This is a genomic window from Nonomuraea sp. bgisy101 (genome assembly GCF_057708945.1).
In genome coordinates, this window is sequence record NZ_JBYITD010000013.1 from 258,452 (window position 1) to 277,211 (window position 18,760).

The 18,760-nt window shown below is 70.6% G+C and carries 19 protein-coding genes; 5 read left to right on the plus strand and 14 right to left on the minus strand.

Translation table 11 applies throughout. The features are described 5' to 3' along the window. Window position 1: 1 nt before the first annotated feature. The 10 genes from AC3EO4_RS25545 to AC3EO4_RS25590 all read right to left on the minus strand — a co-directional run bounded on the left by AC3EO4_RS25545 (window position 2) and on the right by AC3EO4_RS25590 (window position 10,851). Window positions 2–994: a TerC family protein gene (locus tag AC3EO4_RS25545; RefSeq protein WP_379581520.1), complete on the minus strand. Its 993-nt coding sequence runs from the start codon at window positions 992–994 to the stop codon at window positions 2–4. 184 nt (window positions 995–1,178) lie between these two features. Further along, window positions 1,179–2,411: a glycosyltransferase family 4 protein gene (locus AC3EO4_RS25550; RefSeq protein ID WP_379581518.1), complete on the minus strand. Its 1,233-nt coding sequence runs from the start codon at window positions 2,409–2,411 to the stop codon at window positions 1,179–1,181. Continuing rightward, entirely contained in the window at window positions 2,411–4,108 is a 1,698-nt protein-coding gene (gene murJ / locus AC3EO4_RS25555; protein WP_379581516.1) for a murein biosynthesis integral membrane protein MurJ, read from the minus strand. Before murJ ends, AC3EO4_RS25550 begins: the two co-directional genes overlap by 1 nt. Window positions 4,109–4,139: 31 nt before the next feature. After that, window positions 4,140–4,973 carry a hypothetical protein gene (locus AC3EO4_RS25560; protein ID WP_379581514.1) on the minus strand — a complete coding sequence of 278 codons (834 nt, stop codon included), beginning with the start codon at window positions 4,971–4,973 and terminating at the stop codon, window positions 4,140–4,142. A gap of 1 nt (window position 4,974) precedes the next feature. Continuing rightward, complete coding sequence (locus tag AC3EO4_RS25565) at window positions 4,975–5,937, minus strand: copper transporter (RefSeq protein ID WP_379581512.1); 963 nt, start codon at window positions 5,935–5,937, stop codon at window positions 4,975–4,977. Further along, on the minus strand, window positions 5,934–7,130 hold the full coding sequence (gene steA, locus AC3EO4_RS25570; protein WP_379581510.1) for a putative cytokinetic ring protein SteA: 1,197 nt from the start codon (window positions 7,128–7,130) through the stop codon (window positions 5,934–5,936). Before steA ends, AC3EO4_RS25565 begins: the two co-directional genes overlap by 4 nt. Window positions 7,131–7,203: 73 nt before the next feature. Then, the gene (gene recN, locus AC3EO4_RS25575; RefSeq protein ID WP_379581508.1) at window positions 7,204–8,913 is read right to left on the minus strand and encodes a DNA repair protein RecN; all 1,710 of its coding nucleotides are present in this window, start codon (window positions 8,911–8,913) and stop codon (window positions 7,204–7,206) included. Between the two features lie 74 nt (window positions 8,914–8,987). Next, a complete protein-coding gene (locus AC3EO4_RS25580; protein ID WP_379581506.1) occupies window positions 8,988–9,887 on the minus strand; it encodes an NAD kinase in 900 nt (299 codons plus the stop codon). Continuing rightward, window positions 9,884–10,696 carry a TlyA family RNA methyltransferase gene (locus tag AC3EO4_RS25585; protein WP_431898201.1) on the minus strand — a complete coding sequence of 271 codons (813 nt, stop codon included), beginning with the start codon at window positions 10,694–10,696 and terminating at the stop codon, window positions 9,884–9,886. The genes AC3EO4_RS25580 and AC3EO4_RS25585 overlap by 4 nt, the downstream gene beginning before the upstream one ends. Continuing rightward, the gene (locus AC3EO4_RS25590; RefSeq protein WP_379581503.1) at window positions 10,693–10,851 is read right to left on the minus strand and encodes a hypothetical protein; all 159 of its coding nucleotides are present in this window, start codon (window positions 10,849–10,851) and stop codon (window positions 10,693–10,695) included. The genes AC3EO4_RS25585 and AC3EO4_RS25590 overlap by 4 nt, the downstream gene beginning before the upstream one ends. A 155-nt stretch (window positions 10,852–11,006) precedes the next feature. On the opposite strand from AC3EO4_RS25590, the gene AC3EO4_RS25595 reads away from it, so the two are divergent. Next, entirely contained in the window at window positions 11,007–11,354 is a 348-nt protein-coding gene (locus tag AC3EO4_RS25595) for an SCP2 sterol-binding domain-containing protein (RefSeq protein ID WP_379581501.1), read from the plus strand. A 90-nt stretch (window positions 11,355–11,444) separates the two neighbouring features. Here AC3EO4_RS25595 and AC3EO4_RS25600 read toward each other — a convergent pair whose 3' ends face one another. Beyond that, window positions 11,445–12,404 (minus strand): HAD-IIA family hydrolase, encoded by a 960-nt coding sequence (locus AC3EO4_RS25600; protein ID WP_431898203.1) that lies wholly within the window; start codon window positions 12,402–12,404, stop codon window positions 11,445–11,447. Window positions 12,405–12,493: 89 nt separating this feature from the next. Between AC3EO4_RS25600 and AC3EO4_RS25605 the strand changes: the two genes are divergently transcribed. Continuing rightward, window positions 12,494–12,913, plus strand: coding sequence for a TipAS antibiotic-recognition domain-containing protein (locus tag AC3EO4_RS25605; RefSeq protein WP_431898205.1), 420 nt, complete (start codon window positions 12,494–12,496; stop codon window positions 12,911–12,913). A gap of 259 nt (window positions 12,914–13,172) precedes the next feature. Here the strand turns inward: AC3EO4_RS25605 and AC3EO4_RS25610 are convergent, their stop codons facing one another. After that, on the minus strand, window positions 13,173–13,607 hold the full coding sequence (locus AC3EO4_RS25610; RefSeq protein ID WP_379581496.1) for a tetratricopeptide repeat protein: 435 nt from the start codon (window positions 13,605–13,607) through the stop codon (window positions 13,173–13,175). Between the two features lie 119 nt (window positions 13,608–13,726). Here AC3EO4_RS25610 and AC3EO4_RS25615 point away from each other — a divergent pair, with 119 nt between their 5' ends. Further along, window positions 13,727–15,229, plus strand: a complete 1,503-nt coding sequence (locus AC3EO4_RS25615; RefSeq protein WP_431898207.1) for a DUF1015 family protein — start codon at window positions 13,727–13,729, stop codon at window positions 15,227–15,229. A gap of 201 nt (window positions 15,230–15,430) precedes the next feature. Here the strand turns inward: AC3EO4_RS25615 and AC3EO4_RS25620 are convergent, their stop codons facing one another. Beyond that, window positions 15,431–15,925: a MarR family transcriptional regulator gene (locus tag AC3EO4_RS25620; RefSeq protein WP_431898209.1), complete on the minus strand. Its 495-nt coding sequence runs from the start codon at window positions 15,923–15,925 to the stop codon at window positions 15,431–15,433. A gap of 81 nt (window positions 15,926–16,006) precedes the next feature. Here AC3EO4_RS25620 and AC3EO4_RS25625 point away from each other — a divergent pair, with 81 nt between their 5' ends. Beyond that, window positions 16,007–16,849, plus strand: a complete 843-nt coding sequence (locus tag AC3EO4_RS25625; RefSeq protein WP_431898210.1) for an NAD(P)H-binding protein — start codon at window positions 16,007–16,009, stop codon at window positions 16,847–16,849. Between the two features lie 206 nt (window positions 16,850–17,055). On the opposite strand, the gene AC3EO4_RS25630 is transcribed toward AC3EO4_RS25625, so the two are convergent. Then, window positions 17,056–17,481, minus strand: coding sequence for a single-stranded DNA-binding protein (locus AC3EO4_RS25630; RefSeq protein ID WP_431898212.1), 426 nt, complete (start codon window positions 17,479–17,481; stop codon window positions 17,056–17,058). A 134-nt stretch (window positions 17,482–17,615) separates the two neighbouring features. Here AC3EO4_RS25630 and AC3EO4_RS25635 point away from each other — a divergent pair, with 134 nt between their 5' ends. After that, a complete protein-coding gene (locus AC3EO4_RS25635; RefSeq protein WP_431898214.1) occupies window positions 17,616–18,542 on the plus strand; it encodes an MBL fold metallo-hydrolase in 927 nt (308 codons plus the stop codon). Window positions 18,543–18,760 lie beyond the last annotated feature (218 nt).

An 18,760-nucleotide genomic window follows, 5' to 3' on the forward strand; every position in this document is an offset into this window, starting at 1 on the left:
GCTAGCCTTCGTTCGCGCTCGCGGAGGTGGGAATTTCCTTCCCCTTCCGAGCATCGCTGCGGGACTTGAGCAGGCTGGCCACGGTGGTGACGACCATCGTGATGCCGATCACGGTCAGGGACACCCAGATGGGCACTTCCGGCGCCCACGAGACCTCGCTGGCGTGCAGGGCCTCGAGAATCAGCTTAACCCCGATGAAGCCAAGGATGAACGCCAGGCCGTAGCTGATGTAGACCAGGCGCTGCAGCAGCCCGCCGAGGAGGAAGTACAGCTGACGCAGGCCCATCAGGGCGAACGCGTTGGCGGTGAAGACGATGAAGGGGTCCTGGGTGAGGCCGAAGATGGCGGGGATCGAGTCGAGCGCGAACAGCAGATCAGTGGTGCCGATGGCCACCATGACGATCAGCATCGGGGTGACCATGCGCTTGCCGTCGATCTTGACGGTCACCTTGTGGCCGACGTAGTCGGGCGTGGTCGGGAAGGCCCTGCGCACCCACCGCAGCAGGGCGTTCTCCTTGAACTCGTCGTCGTCGTGACCGTGCTGGCGGATCAGGTTGATCGCCGTGTAGATGAGGAAGGCGCCGAAGACGTAGAAGAGCCAGCTGAAGCGCTGCAGCGCCGCCGCGCCGAGCGCGATGAAGATGCCGCGCATCACCAGCGCCATCAGGATGCCGACGAGAAGGACCCTGTGCTGGTAGACCTTGGGAACGGCGAAGCGCCCCATGATGATGAAGAAGATGAACAGGTTGTCGACGCTCAGGCTGTACTCGGTGATGTAGCCGGCGAAGAACTGCCCCGCCGTTTCACCTCCACTGGTGACCCAGAGAATCACCCCGAAGAGCATCGCAAGGATGACGTAGAAGGAGACCCAGAAGCCTGCCTGCTTCATGGAGAACTCCCGCGCCTCGCCCCTGTCGACGATCCACAGGTCTACGGCGATGACGAGTAGCAGTCCCGCGATGACGGCGATCCAAGCCCAAACAGGTACACCCACAGTGGTTCCAACCCTCCGGTGCGCATGACAGACGACCGGAGGTCTCTCCCGCCCACTCACCGAGCCGGACCGGCAGCCCCGGGAGCCCCGTGGCGCGGGGCGAACCGTGATGACGAGGCTGTCGCGAAGGGATACTCCCCTCCCTAACCAAAGCAGTATAGGAGAACGACTTAGCGCCGCCTAATCATCCCTTCGCCGGGCGTGATCGTTCCTGGTAGGCGGTCAGCGCCGCCTCGACCGCGTCGTCGGCGCGGGGAAGCCGCGCTCCTCTTGCCCTGGCGGCCTCCGCCAGCCGCGACCGCGCGCCGGGATCGTCGATCAGCTCGCGCACGGCCGCGCGTGTCGCCCTCACATCCCCGTACGGCACCAGCACCCCCGCCCCGCCTGTCAGCGCGGGGATGCCGCCCACGTCGGTGGCGAGGACGGGCTTTCCCGCCATGAGCGCCTCGCTCAGGCTGAGCGGCTGGCCCTCCCAGCGGCTCGGCCACAGCACGAGAGTGGCGGCGGCGAGCAGGTCGGGGATGTCGTCCCTGTTGCCGAGCAGGAGGACGGGCAGCTTCTCCGCCTCGATCCTGGCCTGCAACTCCTGCCTGAGCGGCCCCTCCCCCGCGACGACGAACAGCGGCCGCCCCGCCCCGAGATCTCCAGACCGTGAAGCTCCCTCATGACCACCGGAAGCCGCGACTCCCGCGGGTACGCCGCGGCTCGCCTCCTGCCCGCCGGGGTCCGGAGCCGTCGAGCGTGCGCCCGAGGTCTCGGTCGCCGGGGTGCCCGCGTGTCCTGTCGAGGGAAAGGTGGCGGCGACGTCGAGAAGGGTTTCCAGACCCTTCTGCTGGGCCAGCCTGGCGATGGTCAGCACCAGGGGCCGCTCCCCCGCCCCCAGTTCCTCCCGCACCGCCGCCTCGGACCTGATCGCCGCGCGCAGGGGCGGCGCCGGCACCACCGCGGGCGCCACTTCGCGAGCCCCCAGTGCCCGCATCCTGTCACCGAGGTCGGGCGAGACGACCAGCACCCGATCGGCTCTCCTGGCCACGATCCGTTCGAGCGTCCCGTAGACCGCGCCGATCAGCCCGCCCGCGGTGAGCGCGTTGTGGAGCGTCACGACCAGCGGCGTCCTTGCTCCCGCCAGCGCCGCCAGCGCCCCCGCCCGCAGCCCGTGGGCGTGCGCCACGTCCGCCCCTCGCAGGTGGCGCCTGATCCGCAGCACCGCCTTGGCGTCGTTGATCGGCTGCGGCCGGTCGGAGACGGGCACGGCCGCGAAGGCCGCCCCCATGGCGCGAAAGCCGAACTGCTCCTCCACGCCGGCCGGGCCGACGACCAGGACCTGGTGTCCGCGCCGCAGCAGCCCTTCGGCGAGCATCCCGACGTGCCTGCCCGTGCCGCCCGAGGTCGTGCCGAGCACGAAGGCCACCCGCATCACTCACCACCCGTCCTGGAACCGGCGCGACGGCGTCGCGCCACCATGGCCGCCAGCGCCACTGCGTCCGGCCTGTCGAGCACGGCGATCGCGAGAGCGCCGGCGCCCAGTGCGACGATCCCGGCCAGGACGGCGACCCCCGCCTGGGCGGGCAGACCGGTCACGGGCAGCAGCGCCACGACCCCCGAGCCCGCCAGGAACCCGAGCCCGCCCCCGACGACGGCGGCGAGCAGCGCGCGGGCGACCCCGCCTGCGGGCTCGCCCGCGCGAGCAGGCGCCTGCGTGACCGCGGCACGCGCCCGGCCCTCCTCAGGGACCGCCGCGCGCCGCGCAGGACCGCGCATCACTTCTACCAGCAGCCACGCTCCGCCTGCTGTCATGCCGACCGTCATGCCGAGCGCGAGTCCGCCCACCTTCCACCCGTCGGGCAGCGTGAGCACGAGCACTGTCTGCGCGGCCATCGCCACCAGCCAGCCCACGACCGTGCCGGTCGCCGCCGCCCTGCCCCTGCCCTCCGCGTAGAGGACCCTGCTCAGCTGCGCGATCAGCCCGTAGCCGATCAGGCCTGGCGCGAAGAGCGCCACCGTGCGCGCCATCTCGATCGGCGGCACGCGGGTCGCCGCGCCGAGGAAGACGATCGATCCAGGCCCCGCCGCCGCGGCGAGCGCCCCCGCGGCCAGCCCGGAGATCAGCACCACCGCCCGCGTCGTGCGCGCGGCGAGGCCGGCGAAGTCCTCCCACGACCCGTCGGCCGCGTGAGCGGACAAGCCGGGGAAGGCACTGGTCGCGAGGGGCACGGCGAGCACCGCATAGGGCACCAGGTAGATCGCCCACGCGTAGTTGTAGACGAGGAGCGCGGGCTCGCCGATCCAGTTGTTGGACAGCAGCATCACCACGATCATCGTGGCCTGCTGGGCGATCAACGCCGCCACCCCCGCCAGCGCGAGCCTGCGCACCTTGACGGCCACGCCGTCGGGGAAGCGCAGCGTCGGCCTGAGCCGGAGCCCCAGCCCGAGGGCCGGCCCGATCACGGTGAGGACCAGCGACAGCACGCCGAGGCTGGTACCGACCGACAGGGCCAGTTCGGCGGCGGAGGGGATCTCGTCGAGGGCGGTACGGCCTTCGCTGAGCGGCACGAACAGCAGGTAGGCCACGATGACCACGATGCTGGACACCAGCGGCGCGAGGGCGGGCCCGGCGAAACGCCCGTGGGACTGCAGCACGCCGTAGAGGACGACGGCGAGGCCGTACAGGGGGATCTGCGGGGCGAAGACCACCAGCATGCGGGTGGCGATGTCGACGAACGCGGGCCCGCACTCGTCCACGGGGAACAGCCCGATGATCGGTCCGGCGAGCAGGGCGGTCAGGACGCCCAGCGGGACGAGGACGACCAGCACCCAGCTGAGCAGCGCCGAGGTGATCCTGCCGACGTTGAGGCGGCCCGCCGCTCCGGCCACGACGGGCACGACCATTCCGGCGAGCGCGCCGCCCACCACGATCTCGAAGACGATGTTGGGGATCTGGTTGGCGGTCATGTAGGCGGTGCCCAGGCAGTTGTTCGTGTGGCCGACCGTCTGGGCGAACACGTACTGCTTGGCGAAACCCGTGATCCTCGCGAGGATCGTGATCGCGCCGATGAGCAGGGCAGCCCCCGCCACGCCCCGAGCCACCGTCTCCCCCCTCCGCGTCGATCTCAAGGGGCCATCATGGCAGAGCGCACCGACAGCGTCAGGCCGGGCGGCGGCCGAGCATGTCGATCGTGTTGAGCACCCGGTTGCCCGCGATGACCTTGGTGAAGCTGACCTTCTCCGAGGCGGCGGTCAGCGCGGCGACGGTGCCGAGCAGCGTGAGCCGTCCCCGCCTGCCGAGCGTGGTCACCGCGGCCAGGCCGAGGAGAGCGCCGAGCGCGTTGGCGCCCGCGTCGCCGAGCATCGCCTTCTCGCCGAGATCCTCTGGCAGCAGTGCGGCGCCCGCGCCGAGGGGCACGGCCACCAGCGCGGCGGTCACCGGGTCGCGCCTGAGCACCGAGAGCGCCAGGAGCGGCCCGCCCGCCAGGAGGCCCACCTTGATGGCGCGCCCCGGTCGCAGGTCGAACAGGTTGGCCAGGTTGGCGCTGCCCGCGATCGTCGCGCCGTTGACGAGCGTGTCGACAGCGCCGCGCGAGACGAGGGTGGCGGCGGCGAGCCCGGTGCCGCCGATGCCGAGGATCTTGATGGCGCCGCTGGTCACCTGGCCCTTGGCCAGGGCCGACAGGTGACCCTTGAAGCCCTTGGACGACGTCCCGCCGAACAGGTCGTCGTAGGCGCCGAGCGCTCCGCTGCCCGCACCGGCGAGCACGGCCGCCAGCCGTACCTTGGGAGGCAGCCCTGGAGTGAGGGCGAGGGCGCCGCTCGCGCCCGCCACGAACGCGGGCCCCTCGAGAAGGGTGAGCGTCTCGCCCCTGTGGTTGTTGCGCTCCCACTCCTTGGACGCGGCCTTGGCGGTGAGGGCGGCGTAGGCGGCCCTGGCCGCGACGACGCCGAGGGCGACGCCCGCGAGGGCACCGAGCAGAGCACGAGCCATGTCAGCTCCCTGAGGTGGATGGGGAAGGAGTGGCCGCGGACGAGGCCGGCTGGAATTCGGCCGCGTCGGCGCCGATGCCGTACTGCCCCGAGCGCCCGCTGAGCTGCTCGCGCGCCGCGAAGACGATGACGGCACGGCCCGCGGGCATGTCGAGGGTGTCGACGGAGGAGACCTTGGCCGCGGCGTCGCTGGTGTCGCGCAGGGCGGCGATGAGCCCGCCGGGCTGGGTCGAGGCGATGGTGCCGGTCACCACGGCGCCCTGCGCTCCGGCGTCGAGCCCGGCGGCCAGCGAGACCAGCGCGCCCGCCTGCTCCTGCGCCTTCTCGCCCGTGAAGAGCGTCTCGGGGGCGAAGACGAGCGCGAGCGTGGCCCGCTTGGCCGGCGTGCCGTCGACGGTGAGCAGCCCGGCCTTCTCGAAGCCGTCGAGCACGCCGACCGTGGCGGTGTTCTCGGTGCCGGCCTGGGTGTCGTCGGCGGTGACGAGGGACGCGGCCAGCAGCGAGGCCGCGTTCTTGTAGGGGTCGGTGCCGGGCGAGGTGAGGCTGGTGAGCCCGCTGGTCAGCTGGTCGATGAAGTTGGCCTGGCTCGGCTCGACGTACTTCTCGGTCAGCGTGACCTGGCCGCTGATCGTGGCGCCCGCCTCGACCAGCACCTGTTCGGCCTGCTCGCGCAGCGTGCCCGAGCTGCCCGGCGCCGCCACCAGCACCACCCTCTCGCCGGTGAGCTGCCCCCTGATGACGGCAGGCATCTCGGCGGTGACGAAGGAGTCGTTGCCTGTCTCCCTCGCCTGCAGCGCGCCCAGCTGTTCGCGGTAGTCGTTGTTGGACTTGCGCAGGTCCTGCGCGGTCTGCAGCGCGGACTCGATCGCAGGGCTGGACAGCAGGGTGGTGCCCATCACGATGCCGACGGCCAGCGCCAGGAAGATCGCGACGATGGAGACGAGGTGATAGCGGAAATCGATCACGAGAAGAGTCCGACCAACCAGAAGATGAAGGAGTTCCAGGCGTCTTGCACGCTGATCAGCCAGGTCTGCCCGATGGGCGACATGAAGATCGCCACACCCATGGTGATCATCGCGGTGACCACGAGCAGGATCAGCTGGGGGGTGGAGATGCGGCTGCGATAGAGGCGGCTGACGCCCTTGGCGTCGATCAGCTTACCGCCGACCCTGAGCCTGGTCAGGAAGGTGCTGGCCATGCCCGAACGTCCCTTGTCGAGGAACTCGACCAGTGTCGCGTGCGTGCCGACCGCGACGATCAGCTCGGCGCCCTTGTCGTCGGCCAGCAGCATCGCGATGTCCTCGCTCGTGCCGGTGGCGGGGAAGATCACCGCGTCGCGGCCCAGCTGATGGACCCGCTCGAGCCCCGGCGCCCGGCCGTCGCGGTAGGCGTGCACGACCAGCTCGGCACCGCAGGTCAGCGCCTTGGTGGAGACGGAGTCGAAGTCGCCGACGATCAGGTCGGGCAGGTAGCCCGCCTCCAGCAGCGCGTCCGCGCCGCCGTCGACGCCGACCAGCACCGGCCGGTACTCCCTGATGTACGGCCGGAGCGTGGCGATGTCCTCCTTGTAGTGGTAGCCGCGCACCACGATGAGGACGTGCCTGTCCTCCATGACCGTGCGGATGTCCGGCACGCCGACGCCGTCGATGAGGAGCTTGCCCTCGCCTCTGACGTATTCCATGGTGTTGACGGCGAAGGCCTCGATCTGCACCGAAAGCCCTGCTCTCGCCTCCGCCATGGCGGCCTCGATCGTCTCGGACCTCTGCACCTCGCCCTTGCCGACGACCTCGTCCTCGAGGTAGACGACGCCGTCGTGGATCCTGACGATGTCGCCGTCCCTGACCCGTTCGAACAGCTCGGGCGTGGCGTTGTCCACGAAGGGGACACCGGACTCCACGATGATCTGGGGACCCAGGTTGGGATAGCGGCCGCTGATACCGGCAGCCACGTCGACCACAGCCGCCGCGCCACACGCGACCAGCGCCTCCGCGCTCACCCGGTCAACATCGACGTGATCGATAATCGCGATTTCACCGGACTTGAGACGCTTTGTCAGTCTCTTCGTCCTGCGGTCGATTCTCGCCACTGCCGTGACACCAGGAAGGTCATTGACCTTCTTCCCGCGGAGGCCCGGAATCTTGTTCGCCGGAACCTTCATCAAGACCATCCTGCCAGAGCGAACGGGCGGGGTGGTCGTGGACTGCACGGCGTGTCAGATTTGTCACGGAGGATCACCGATCAGCCGCGGCCATTCCCAGGAGTTCTTCGGCGTGTGCTCTGCCCAGTTCGGAATCTTCCAATCCGGCCAGCATCCGCGACAGTTCGCGGACCCTGCCGTCGTGGTCGAGCGTGACCACACCGCTGCGCACCACACTGCCGTCGCCGGCCTTCTCCACCACCAGATGCTGGTCGGCGAAGGCGGCCACCTGGGGCAGGTGGGTGACGACAATCACCTGGGCCGTGCGGGCCAGCCTGGCAAGACGGCGGCCGATCTCGACCGCGGCCTTGCCGCCGACCCCCGCGTCGACCTCGTCGAACACGAACGTCGGGACAGGGTCGGCGCCGGCGAAGACCACCTCGATGGCCAGCATGACGCGGCTCAGCTCACCGCCGGAGGCGCCCTTGTTGAGCGGCAGCGGCGGCGCGGCGGGATGGGCGGCCATGCGCAGCTCGACCTCGTCGACGCCCTCGGGGCCGAACTCCTCGCTCTGCGTGAGCTGCACCACGACCCTGGCGTGGGGCATCGCCAGCGCGGTCAGCTCCTCGGTGACCGCGGCGCCGAACCGCTCGGCGGCGGCGGTCCTGACCCTGGTGAGCTCGGCGGCCAGCTCGTTCAGCCGCTTGGCCAGCTCCTCCTGCTCACGGGTGAGCTCCTCGATGCGGTCGTCGTCGCCTTCGAGCTCGGTCAGGCGGGCGGCCGAGTTCTGCGCCCACGCCAGCACGCCCGCGCTGTCCTCGGCGTACTTCCTGATCAGCGCGCCCAGCGCGGCGCGACGCTCCTGCACCACGGCCAGCCTGGCGGGGTCGGCCTCGATCGACTCGGCGTAGGCCGCCAGGTCGGTCGCCACATCGGAGATCAGGTAGCCGGCCTCCGCCAGCCGGTCGGCCACGCTGGCCAGCTGCGGGTCGAAGTCGCGCACGGCCTCGACGGCCGAACGCGCCTCGCCCAGCAGGGAGACGACGTCGCGGGCGCCGCCCGAGGGGTCCATCGGATCGCCGAGCAGCGCGGTGTGCGCGGTGGTCGCGGCGCCGCGCAGCGCGTCGGCATGGGACAGCCGCTCCTCCTCCGCGCGCAACTCGACGTCCTCGCCCTGTTTGGGATCGACCTTCTCGATCTCCTCCAGGCCGAAGCGCAGCAGGTCGGCCTCCTGGGCGCGCTCCCTCGCCTTGGTGGTCAACTCCTCCAGCAGCGCGGCGACCTGCTTGTGGCGCTTGTAGGACTGGGAGTAGGCGCGCAGCGGCTTGACCAGGTCGTCGCCCGCGTAGCGGTCGAGGGCGGCGCGCTGCCTGCCGGGCTGGAGCAGCCGCTGCTGATCCATCTGCCCGTGGACGGCCACCAGGTCGTCGGCCAGGTAGGTGAGCGTGCCGACGGGGACCGTGCGGCCGCCGAGCCACGCCCTGGACCGCCCCTCCGCCGAGACGGTGCGAGAGATGATCAGCTCGCCCTCCTCGACCTCGCCGCCGACGTCCTCGACCTGCTGGGCGACCCTGCCGTCCGCCTCGACGACGAGCGTGCCCTCCACCGTGGCCTTGTCGGCGCCGGGACGCACCCTCGACGGGTCGGCCCTGCCACCGAACAGCAGCCCGAGCCCGGTCACGACCATCGTCTTGCCGGCACCCGTCTCGCCCGTGACGACGTTGAAGCCCGGCGAGAGCTCGAGGACGGCCTCGTCGATGACGCCGAGCCCCTGGATGCGGACCTCCTCGACCCTTGGTCGCACTGGTCACTCCCGTTCCATCGACATTGCCGAACACCTGTGCGCATGCGATCCTACGCGCTCCCGCCCCTATTGACTCAGGGACGCACCCTTCCGCGCCAGCCCTGTACAGGCAATTCGAACTTGGCGACCAGCCTGTCGGTGAAGGGCGCGCCGGTCTCCTCCAGGCCGTGCAGGCGGACCAGCCGTACCGGATGGGTGGACCTGCGAACCTCGACCCTCGTGCTGGAGGGAAGATCGAAGCGGCGGCGGCCGTCGCACCACAGCACCCCGCCCGGCGTGTTCGGCAGGATCTCCACGGCGAGCGTGGCACGCGGCGAGACCACCAGCGGTTTGGCGAACAGGGCGTGCGCGCTGATCGGCACCAGCAGCAGCGCCTCCACCTCGGGCCAGACCACCGGGCCTCCCGCGGAGAAGGCGTAGGCGGTCGAACCGGTCGGCGTCGCGCAGATCACCCCGTCGCAGCCCCATCGCGACAGCGGACGGCCGTCGATCTCGACGACGACCTCCAGCATGCGGTCGCGCTTTTCGACGGTCGCCTCGTTGAGCGCCCAGGTGTCGGCGATGATCTGACCGTTCTGCCGGGCGGTGACCTCGAGCGTCATGCGCTCCTCGACGTCGTAGCGGCCCTGCACCACCGAGTCGACGGCCGCGGCCAGGTCGTCGACCTCGGCCTCGGCGAGGAAGCCCACGTGGCCGAGGTTGACGCCGAACAGCGGCGTGCCCGCGGGCCTGGCGATCTCCGCCGAGCGCAGCAGCGAGCCGTCACCGCCGAGGACGATCATCATCTCGGCGTCCTTGGCGGCGGTGGGGTCGGACGGCATCACCTCGACGCCGTCACGGCCGATGTCCTCGGCCTCCGACTCGAGCACCCTGACCGCCAGACCTGCCTCGAGCAGCCTGTCGACCACCAGGCGGGCGCTCTCGATAGCGGCCTCACGCCCTGTGTGGGCGGTGACCAGCACCGTGCGCTTCATTGCGGCCCCTCCGACACTGCCCGTCCGATCGCGGCCTCGAGATCCTCGACCGCGGGCTCTCCCTCGCCCTTGCCCAGCCACAACAGGTACTCGACGTTGCCCGAAGGCCCGGGCAGCGGGCTCGCGGTCACGCCGCGCACGGTCAGCCCCAGCTCCATGGCCTTGGCCGCGGCATCGCGCACGGCTCCGGCCCGCAGCTCAGGGTCGCGCACCACACCGCCGGCGCCGACACGCTCCTTGCCCACCTCGAACTGCGGTTTGACCAGCATCACGAAGTCGGCCTCGGCCGCCGCCACGTCGGCGAGGGCGGGCAGCACCAGGCGCAGCGAGATGAACGACAGGTCGCCCACGATGAGCGAGGGCGCCTCCCCGACCATCTCGGGCGTCAGGTCTCGGACGTTGACCCGCTCCATCACCGTGACGCGCTCGTCGGTGCGCAACGACCAGGCGAGCTGGCCGTAGCCGACGTCGACGGCCAGCACGTGGCCCACGTCGTGGCGCAGCAGGACGTCGGTGAACCCGCCCGTCGAGGCGCCGGCGTCGAGCGCCCGCCGGCCCGCCACCCGCAGCCCTGGGAAGGCTTCGAGCGCGCCGAGCAGCTTGTGGGCGCCACGCGAGACGTAGTCGGGGCCGCCGGACGACTCGGCCACGACGATCGCCGAGGCGGTGTCGACCTGCGTCGCGGGCTTTCCCGCCACCTGACCGCCGACGCTGACCCTGCCGTCGGTGATGAGCTGGGCCGCCTGCTCGCGCGATCTGGCCAGGCCGCGCCGTACGAGCTCGCTGTCGAGCCTGACGCGACGGCTCACTGGTCGTCCACGGAGGCGAGCGTCTCCTCCAGAGCCGAGAACGCCTCCTCGAACACCGCCACATGATCGCGCACAGGCAGGTCGCCCGTCGCGGCCAGGCCTCCCACGACCGCGTCGACCCGCTCGTCACCGGTCTCCACCGGCAGCTCACTCATGTTCTCGACGGTATCGGACGCCGCCGACACTATGCGGACCCCCTGGCGCGTTAGGCAGTGTGGGAGCGGGTTTTCTGGCGTGCCGGACTTCACGGGCTCCTCATGTGGAACGCTACCGTCCGTAGAAACGGGCGAGAACGGAGAGGACGACCAGCATGGCTACCCTCGAGGAGTGCAGGGCGGCGCTCGGCAAGCTCGTCGAGCAGTTCGACGAGATCGACGACGAGTCCAGGGCCAAGCACGTGGTCGAACGGACGCTCAGCTGCCGCATCTCTGACCTCGACGTCATGTTCTACGGCCGCATCCATCACGACGGCCTCGACCCGTTCCATGACGAACCACCCGCGAGCGGCAGACCAGCCGACGTCAAGCTGACCATCATGAGCGACGACCTCATCGCGCTGGTCGAGGGCGAGCTCGACCTGGCGCGCGCGCTGCTGGGCGGCCGCGTCAAGATCGACGCGAGTTTCGGCGACCTGCTGCGGCTGCGCCGCCTGCTCTGACCGTCCGTACGGCAGGCACGCGAGGCCACCGCGTTCACCCGTCCATCAGGCACGCCCGACGTGTCCCCGCGAGACGTGCCGCGTCCGGAATCAGACGCGCAGGGTGTCGAGGGCGGGCTTGAGCCGGTCCTCGTCGAGCCGGCCCTCACCCGCCGCCGCCCACGCCGCCTCGCAGGCCGTCCTGAGCCCCTCGATCCACTCGCCGTCGCCCTCGAGGTGCAGCCTGCCGTCCGACCACCAGGCCCGCCAGCCCTGCCGCTCGGACGGATAGGGCCGGTGGAGCGCCGACAGGTCCTCCGCCAGATACGTCGGCCGCTGCTCGGGAGCGGCGGTCAGCACCTCCCGTGGCGTGGCGACCCCGGTGAGCACGAGGAGGCTGTCGACGCCCGCGTTCGTCGCGCCCTCGATGTCGGTGTCGAGCCGGTCGCCCACCACCAGCGGCCGCTCGGCGCCGGTGCGGATCATCGACTCGCGGTGCAGCGGCGGCGCGGGCTTGCCCGCATAGACGGGCTCGACGCCGGTCGCGGCGGCGATCACCCGCACCATGGCGCCGTTTCCGGGCAGCTCCCCGTGTGCCGTGGGCATGGTGGCGTCTGCGTTGGCGGCCACGAACCACGCGCCCCGCCGTACGGCCAGCGCGCCCTCCGACAGCAGGGCGTAGGACAGATCGGGCGCGATGCCCTGCACCACCGCCACGGGATCGTCCGCGGCCACGCTCACCGGGCGCAGCCCCCGGTCCCTCACCGCCATCCGCAGCCCCATGCCCCCCACGACCAGCACGGACGCGCCGGGTTCCACGCGTTCGGCGATCAGCCGGGCCGCCGCCTGCGCCGAGGTGACCACGTCCTCCGCCGTTGCGGGGACACCGAGATGGGTGAGATGGTCGGCGATCGCGGCCGGCGTTCTCGATGCGTTGTTCGTCACGTACGCCAGCCTCGCCCGCTCCGCCGCCTTCGCCAGGGCCTGCGGGGCGTGAGGAACGGCCCGCTTACCCAGGTAGACGACGCCGTCGAGATCCAGCAGCAACGTGTCGTATCCGTCGATCAGCACCGCGTCTCTTCTCCCGGTTTGACTCTCACGCCGCGTGAGACTTTAGCGTCTTGGCTGCACCTACCCACGAGTGAAGGATGTGAGCTCCCATGGCGCTGACGCCAGCGGACAAGGCCGAGCTGTTCGGCGGCTTCGACGTCGACGGGCACGCCGAAGAGGCCGCCGCGAACTGGGGCGGAACGCCCGCGTGGACCGAGTCGCAACGCAGGACGTCCTCCTACGGCAAGGACGAGTGGCGGCGGTGCCTCGCCGAGTCGGGCGAGATCTCCCGCGGGCTGGCCGCGTTGATGGCCGCGCAGGTCCCGGCCTCCAGCAAGGAGGCCATGGACCTGGCCGAGGAGCACCGCCGGCACATCACCCGCTGGTTCTACGACTGCACCAGCGAGATCCACCAAGGGCTCGGTGAGCTGTACGTCACCGACGCCCGGTTCACCGCCTCCCTCGACCAGGCGGCGAAGGGGCTCGCGCACTACCTCCGCGACGCCATCAACGCCAACGCCGCCCGCTAGGTCGTCGGGATTCGACTGGTTCGTAGGGATCGGATCGTCTCGTCAGCGCCCGACCGTTTGGTCGCTTCGTAGGGATCGGATCGTCTCGTCAGCGCCCGACCGTTTGGTCGCTTCGTAGGGATCGGATCGTCTCGTCAGCGCCCGGCCGTTTGGTCGCCCGGCCGCTTCGTCAGCGCCCGACTGCGCGGCGAGGCGCTTGGCTGTTTCCTCCGCGCCCGGCCGTCTCGTCAGGCGCCTGGCTGTTTCCCGTGCTGTTCGGTCAGGCCTCTCGCCGGGCGCGCAGCGTGGCGCGCACGCTCTTCAACGCCGATACGTAATGACGCTCATCGGGCCGCATGGCCACCGCGATGGCCAGCGGCTCCTGAGCCGCCTCCATGTCCCCCGTCCGCCACAACGCCAGTCCCAGCCCGAAATACGCGTAGTCCTCGGCCGGGTTGGCATCGACGATCCACCTGAAGGTGTCCGCCGCCTCCGCGTACTGCCTCGAGTTGAACTGCGCTCTCGCCAGCGCCTCCCGGATGCTGCGCGACTCGGGCTCCGCCTCGGCCGCCCGCTCGAGCAACGCCGCCGCGGCCGCGGGACTGCCGTCCTTCAACAGGCCGACTCCGCGCTGGTACCAGTCGTACACATCCCCTACGGGAGCCCCCTGACCAGGGGATGGGGAATCTTCGGGGTCGTTTTTCCCTTGGGTCATGTGTGAGGCCTCCTCAATCGACAGACGACAGATCCGACCGATTCCCTGATGAACCGGGCACCGCTGCGCCGTTGGAGCAGTCCCTTGGTGATTCAGGCCTTTATGGGAGCATGCCCGGTATGGCGAGTCCTGAACTGCCGGTGCCTGATGGGCTGGTGCTGCGCCCCTTCCGTGGCGTCCGTTTCGCTGTCGACGATCCGGCGAAGGTGACCTCTCCGCCTTATGACCTGATCTCCGACGGTGACGTGCAGTCATTGCTGGACGCTCACCCCAACAACGTCGTCCGTCTCATCCTTCCCCGCACGCCTACGCAGCCGAAGGACTCCGGCCCACCCGATCCGCCGCCCCCGCTCGACGCCTCCGCGCGCCCGGCCGTCGGCGCGCGCTCTCTCGACGCCTCCGAAGCCCTGGCCGACGGTTCACGCTCTCCGGCGCACGGCGCGTCCGCGCACCCGGGGGCTTCCACGGCCCAAGCCGTCCCCGGCCCCGGCGCCTCCGCCCAGCCGGCGGCTCCGCACCCCCCTGGCCGCCCGCTGGACGGCGTGGCGCCCAACGCCCGATACGGACAGGCCAGAGACACCCTGCGCACCTGGCTCGACACCGGCGTCCTCACCCGCGACCCCGCCCCCGCGATCTACGTCTACGAGCAGGCCGGTCCTGGTGTCATGCAGCGCGGTCTCATCGGGGACATCGGCCTGACCGCCCCCGAGCAGCACGTCATCCTGCCGCATGAGAACGTCATGCCGGGCCCCGTCGCCGACCGCCTGGCCCTCATGAGCACCACCCAGGCCAACCTGGAGCCCATCTTCCTGCTCTACGACGGCGGCGGACCGGCGAGCCACCTCGTCGACACCGTCGCCTCCACCCGCTCGCCGCTCGTCGAGGCGAAGACCGACGACGGCGTACGGCACCGCCTGTGGGCCGTCACCGCCACGGAGGAGATCGGCCTCATCAACGCCGACCTGCGCGACAGGCAGGCGTTGATCGCCGACGGCCACCACCGCTACGCCACCTACCGCGTCCTGCAGCGTCAGGAACACGCCGCGGGCCGCACGGACGGCCCGTGGGACTTCGGCCTGGCCCTCCTGGTCGACTCGACCGCCTACCCGCCCGATCTGAAGGCGATCCACCGCGTCATCCCCTCCCTGCCCCTGGACGAGGCCGTCACCCGGGCCAGAGGCTCCTGGCGGATCCGCGACTTCACCACCCTCGCCGAGGGCCTCGCCGCCCTCGACTCCACCACCGAGCCCGCCTTCCTGCTCGCCGGCGACAGCGGTGCCAGCCACCTGCTCAGCGACCCCGACCCGCTGCAACTCGCCCGCGCCATGCCCACCGACCGCTCCGACCGCTGGAACGCCCTCAACACCTCCGTCCTGACGGAGTTCGTCCTCCCGAGGGTGTGGGGCATGCAGGACGACGAGCAGGCCGTCCGCATCGTCCACCACGACGCCCAGGCCGCGGTACGGCAGGCGGCCCTCTCCGGCGGCACCGCTGTCATCCTCAAGCCGCTGGCCGTCGAAGCCGTGCTCGCGGTGGCCGCCGGGGGCGAGCGTGTTCCCCGCAAGTCCACCTCCTTCGGTCCCAAGCCCCGCACCGGCCTGGTTCTCCGCACCTTCGTCTGATCCCCCGCCCCTCCCTCGCGAGAGCGTCTACCGCCTCACGAGGGCGGGGCCGCTCCACAAGCGCCTTCCACCGGCCGACATCACCGTGCTTGGTGCCTGGTAGGGGTCGTTCGAGGCGCCGGTTCCATCCCCTCACGACGAATACCGGGGTGCGAACGCCAACGCCCTCACGTCGGACAGCCAGGCACGCACGGGAAGCCGTCAGTCTCCGGCCAGTTCCTCCGCCGCGGTGCGGCCCGCGTTGGCCGTGCGCTTCAAGAAGTCAGCCACCACCTCGAGCTCCGCCTCACCGTACCCCGAGCAGATCTCCTCCAACGACGCGTTCATCCCCGCATAGAGCCCCACCAGCTCAGCGTTCCGTTCCCGCAGCGCCCGTACCTGCACGGCCCTGCGATCCGACTGGTCACGGTCGCGGGCGATCCAGCCGCCGCGTTCGAGCCGGTCGAGGATGCCGGTGAGCGTGGCGGGGTGCAGACCGGCCTGCCGCGCGAGGGCGCTCGGGCTGAGCGGGCCGTACCGGTTGACCAGGTCGAGGCAGTCGATGTCGACGTCCTTCAGAGCGAGCTGACTGCCGACCTGGTGGTTGAGCAGGGACAGCTGGATGCTCAGCTCGCGCAGAGACTCCCTGATCGCCGTGTTGAGCCGACGCCGTTGGCGCGCCTCGCCGCCCCCCGCGCCAGATCGTATGGAATTCATATGATATGTTCCTCGTATTGTATGGCCTGCAGAGGACAGGCTACCCGCGAAGTACACCCGCGCAGGAGAAGAGGACCAACCATGATCTTGGTTACGGGAGCGACGGGAAACGTAGGACGTCACGCGATCAGACTGCTGCTGGACAACGGCAACCAGGTGGCGGCTGTCACCCGCAACGCACCAGCCGCCGACCTGCCGCTCGAAGCGCACGTGGTGGTCGCGGACCCCTCCGCCCCCCAGAGTCTCGCCACGTCGTTGGACGGCGTCGACGCCATCCTCCTCAGCCCGCGCGCCGTGGCGGACGCCGGTGCCGAACTGCTGTCACTCGCCGCCGAGCACGGCGTGACGCGGGTGGTGGTGCTGTCGGCGACGACCGTCGAGCACCCCGCAGGACAGGAACGTTTCGCGGCTCATTTCAAGGCGGTCGAGGACGCCGCCAAGGCTTCCGGACTGCAATGGACTTTCCTTCGTTGCAGCGACTTCGCCGCCAACGCCCTGGGCTGGGCGCCGCAGATCCGCTCGACGGGCATCGTGCGAGGCGCGTACGGCGACGCGGCCACCTCTCCCATCCACGAACGCGACATCGCGGCCGTGGCCGTCAAGGCGCTCACCGACACAGCCCACGCGGGCCGCCACTACCTGCTCACGGGGCCGCAGTCGCTCACCCAGCGCGACAAGGTGCGCCTCATCGGCCTGGCGATCGGCAGAGAGCTGACCTTCCAGGAGGTCTCCCCCGAACAGGTGCGGCAGAGCATGCTCGCGCAAGGCGTGCCCGAGGACGTGCCGGAGCGCCTGCTCGGGTCGCTGGCCGACTTCGCGAAGCAGGCCGGGCCGTCCACGGACACGGTGGACAGACTCCTGGGCAGGCCCGCCCTCACCTTCGCCGAATGGGCCGCCGAACACGCCGACGCCTTCCGCTCCTAGCCGGCGACCCCAGGCGGCGACCGGGGGTCGTCGTCCCTGGGGGGATGGCCCCGCCTTCCGCGCATTCCTGATCACCGCCAAACCGGCGGGCGTCGCCGCCACGTCGACGGCGCCGGCCATGGGCATGCGCGGCCGTACAGACAGATGGGCCGAGAACCCGGCACGAACAGGACCGGGCGACCCGATCGGCTGAGGAGGAGAAGGAGTCAACCGACGGCGGCCAGGTACGTCACCGGGCGAGGTGGCGCGCTCGCGAGGTCCTCAGGCGTCTCCGACACCGGAAGTTGCTCCGCGATGGACTCCGGATCCGAAGGCAGAGCGGCCGGCACCAGGACGACGGAGTGCACCTCGACCTCGTACCGCCAGCTCTTGGCCACCGGCGGTCCATATATCCGGCAGCGCAACGCCCCCCTCACCTCCATCCCCTCCCGGGGCGCCATCCTTGTCACCGCAGCGGCCACCTCCGGATCGAAGGTCACGCACTGGATGGTGTCGACGAGCCCTCCTCGCCGTGCCCGAGGACGGCGGCGGACGATGATCCGCCACTTGGTGAGAGTGTCGCCGCTCGGCATCGGCCGCTCCTCCGGTTTGGCGGACAGCCGCCCCACCAGCGTCACCTCATTGCGGTCCACGTGATCCTTCTCCTCACTCGGCAGAGCCGCGCAGGGCCTGCGCTTGTCGGGAGGACCACTCTTTACGATGTGGGGAAGACCGGAGCGGACAGAATGCCGTTCTGGGGACAGTGGTTCAGCTCGGGAGGGTGCCTGTGGACAACATCACCGCGCTCGGCGGCGACGTCTATGAGATCGACACGCGGATGGCTGGCTACGCCGGGATCACGGCGGGCTACCTCATCCTCGGCGATCGCCCATGCCTGGTGGAGACAGGCACGTCAACCTCGGCCCCGGTGGTGCGCGACGCCCTGGCATCGCTCGGCGTCGGCCCGAACGACCTGGCCACCGTCGTCGTCACGCACATTCACCTCGACCATGCGGGTGGCGTGGGCGACATGGCCGCGTACTTCCCTCAGGCGCAGATCGTGGTGCATGAGAAGGGCGCGCGGCATCTGGCCGATCCGTCCAGGCTCATGAAGAGCGCCAGGATGGTGTGGGGCGACCAGCTCGACACACTGTTCGGCGAGTTGTCCCCCACCGACGCCGAACGCATCGTCGCCCTCGGAGACACCGGCGCCATCGATCTGGGCAACGGCCGCACCCTCGCCAGCCACTACTCCCCCGGCCACGCCAAGCACCACGTCGGCCTGATCGACTCCGGCACCGGTGACCTGTACGTCGGCGACGCCGCAGGCGTCTACCTTCCCCAGACCGGCGACCTGCGCCCCGCCACGCCACCGCCGGACTTCGACCTCCAGACGGCGCTCGACTCGATCGCCCTGTTCCAGGCGCTGGGCCCGCAAAGGCTGCTGTTCAGTCACTACGGTCCGGTCGGCGCCGTACAGGAGACCCTCGAGCGGTCGGCCGAAGAGCTCCGCATCTGGGTCGATCTCACCAAGCAGGCCCACGAGCAGGGCATGGACCTCGACCACGCGGTCGCCATGGTCCGTGACCGCACCCGCGAGCGTTACACGGCGCTGAAGGCGGAGGACGAGACAGCCGAGCATTTCGAACTGCTCAGCGGCGCCCCGTCCAACGTCGCGGGCATCCTCCACTGGCTCGACAAGGTCTCTCCGTAGTCACTTCCTACGCCGCGTCGACCACGCGTCGTACGAGTTTCGGGTGGACGTCGCCATGCCGTCCCGGCCGGTCGGGTACCGGCGGGACGGCTCTTTCGTGGCGGAGGTGCCCCGGATGGCGATCGTGGCCGTGGCTCGACAGCCCACAATGCGCCCAGAAGCCGTGAGGCGCTCAGACCTCCTCGACGCTGCTCGGCTCGCGCCGCGACAGATCGATC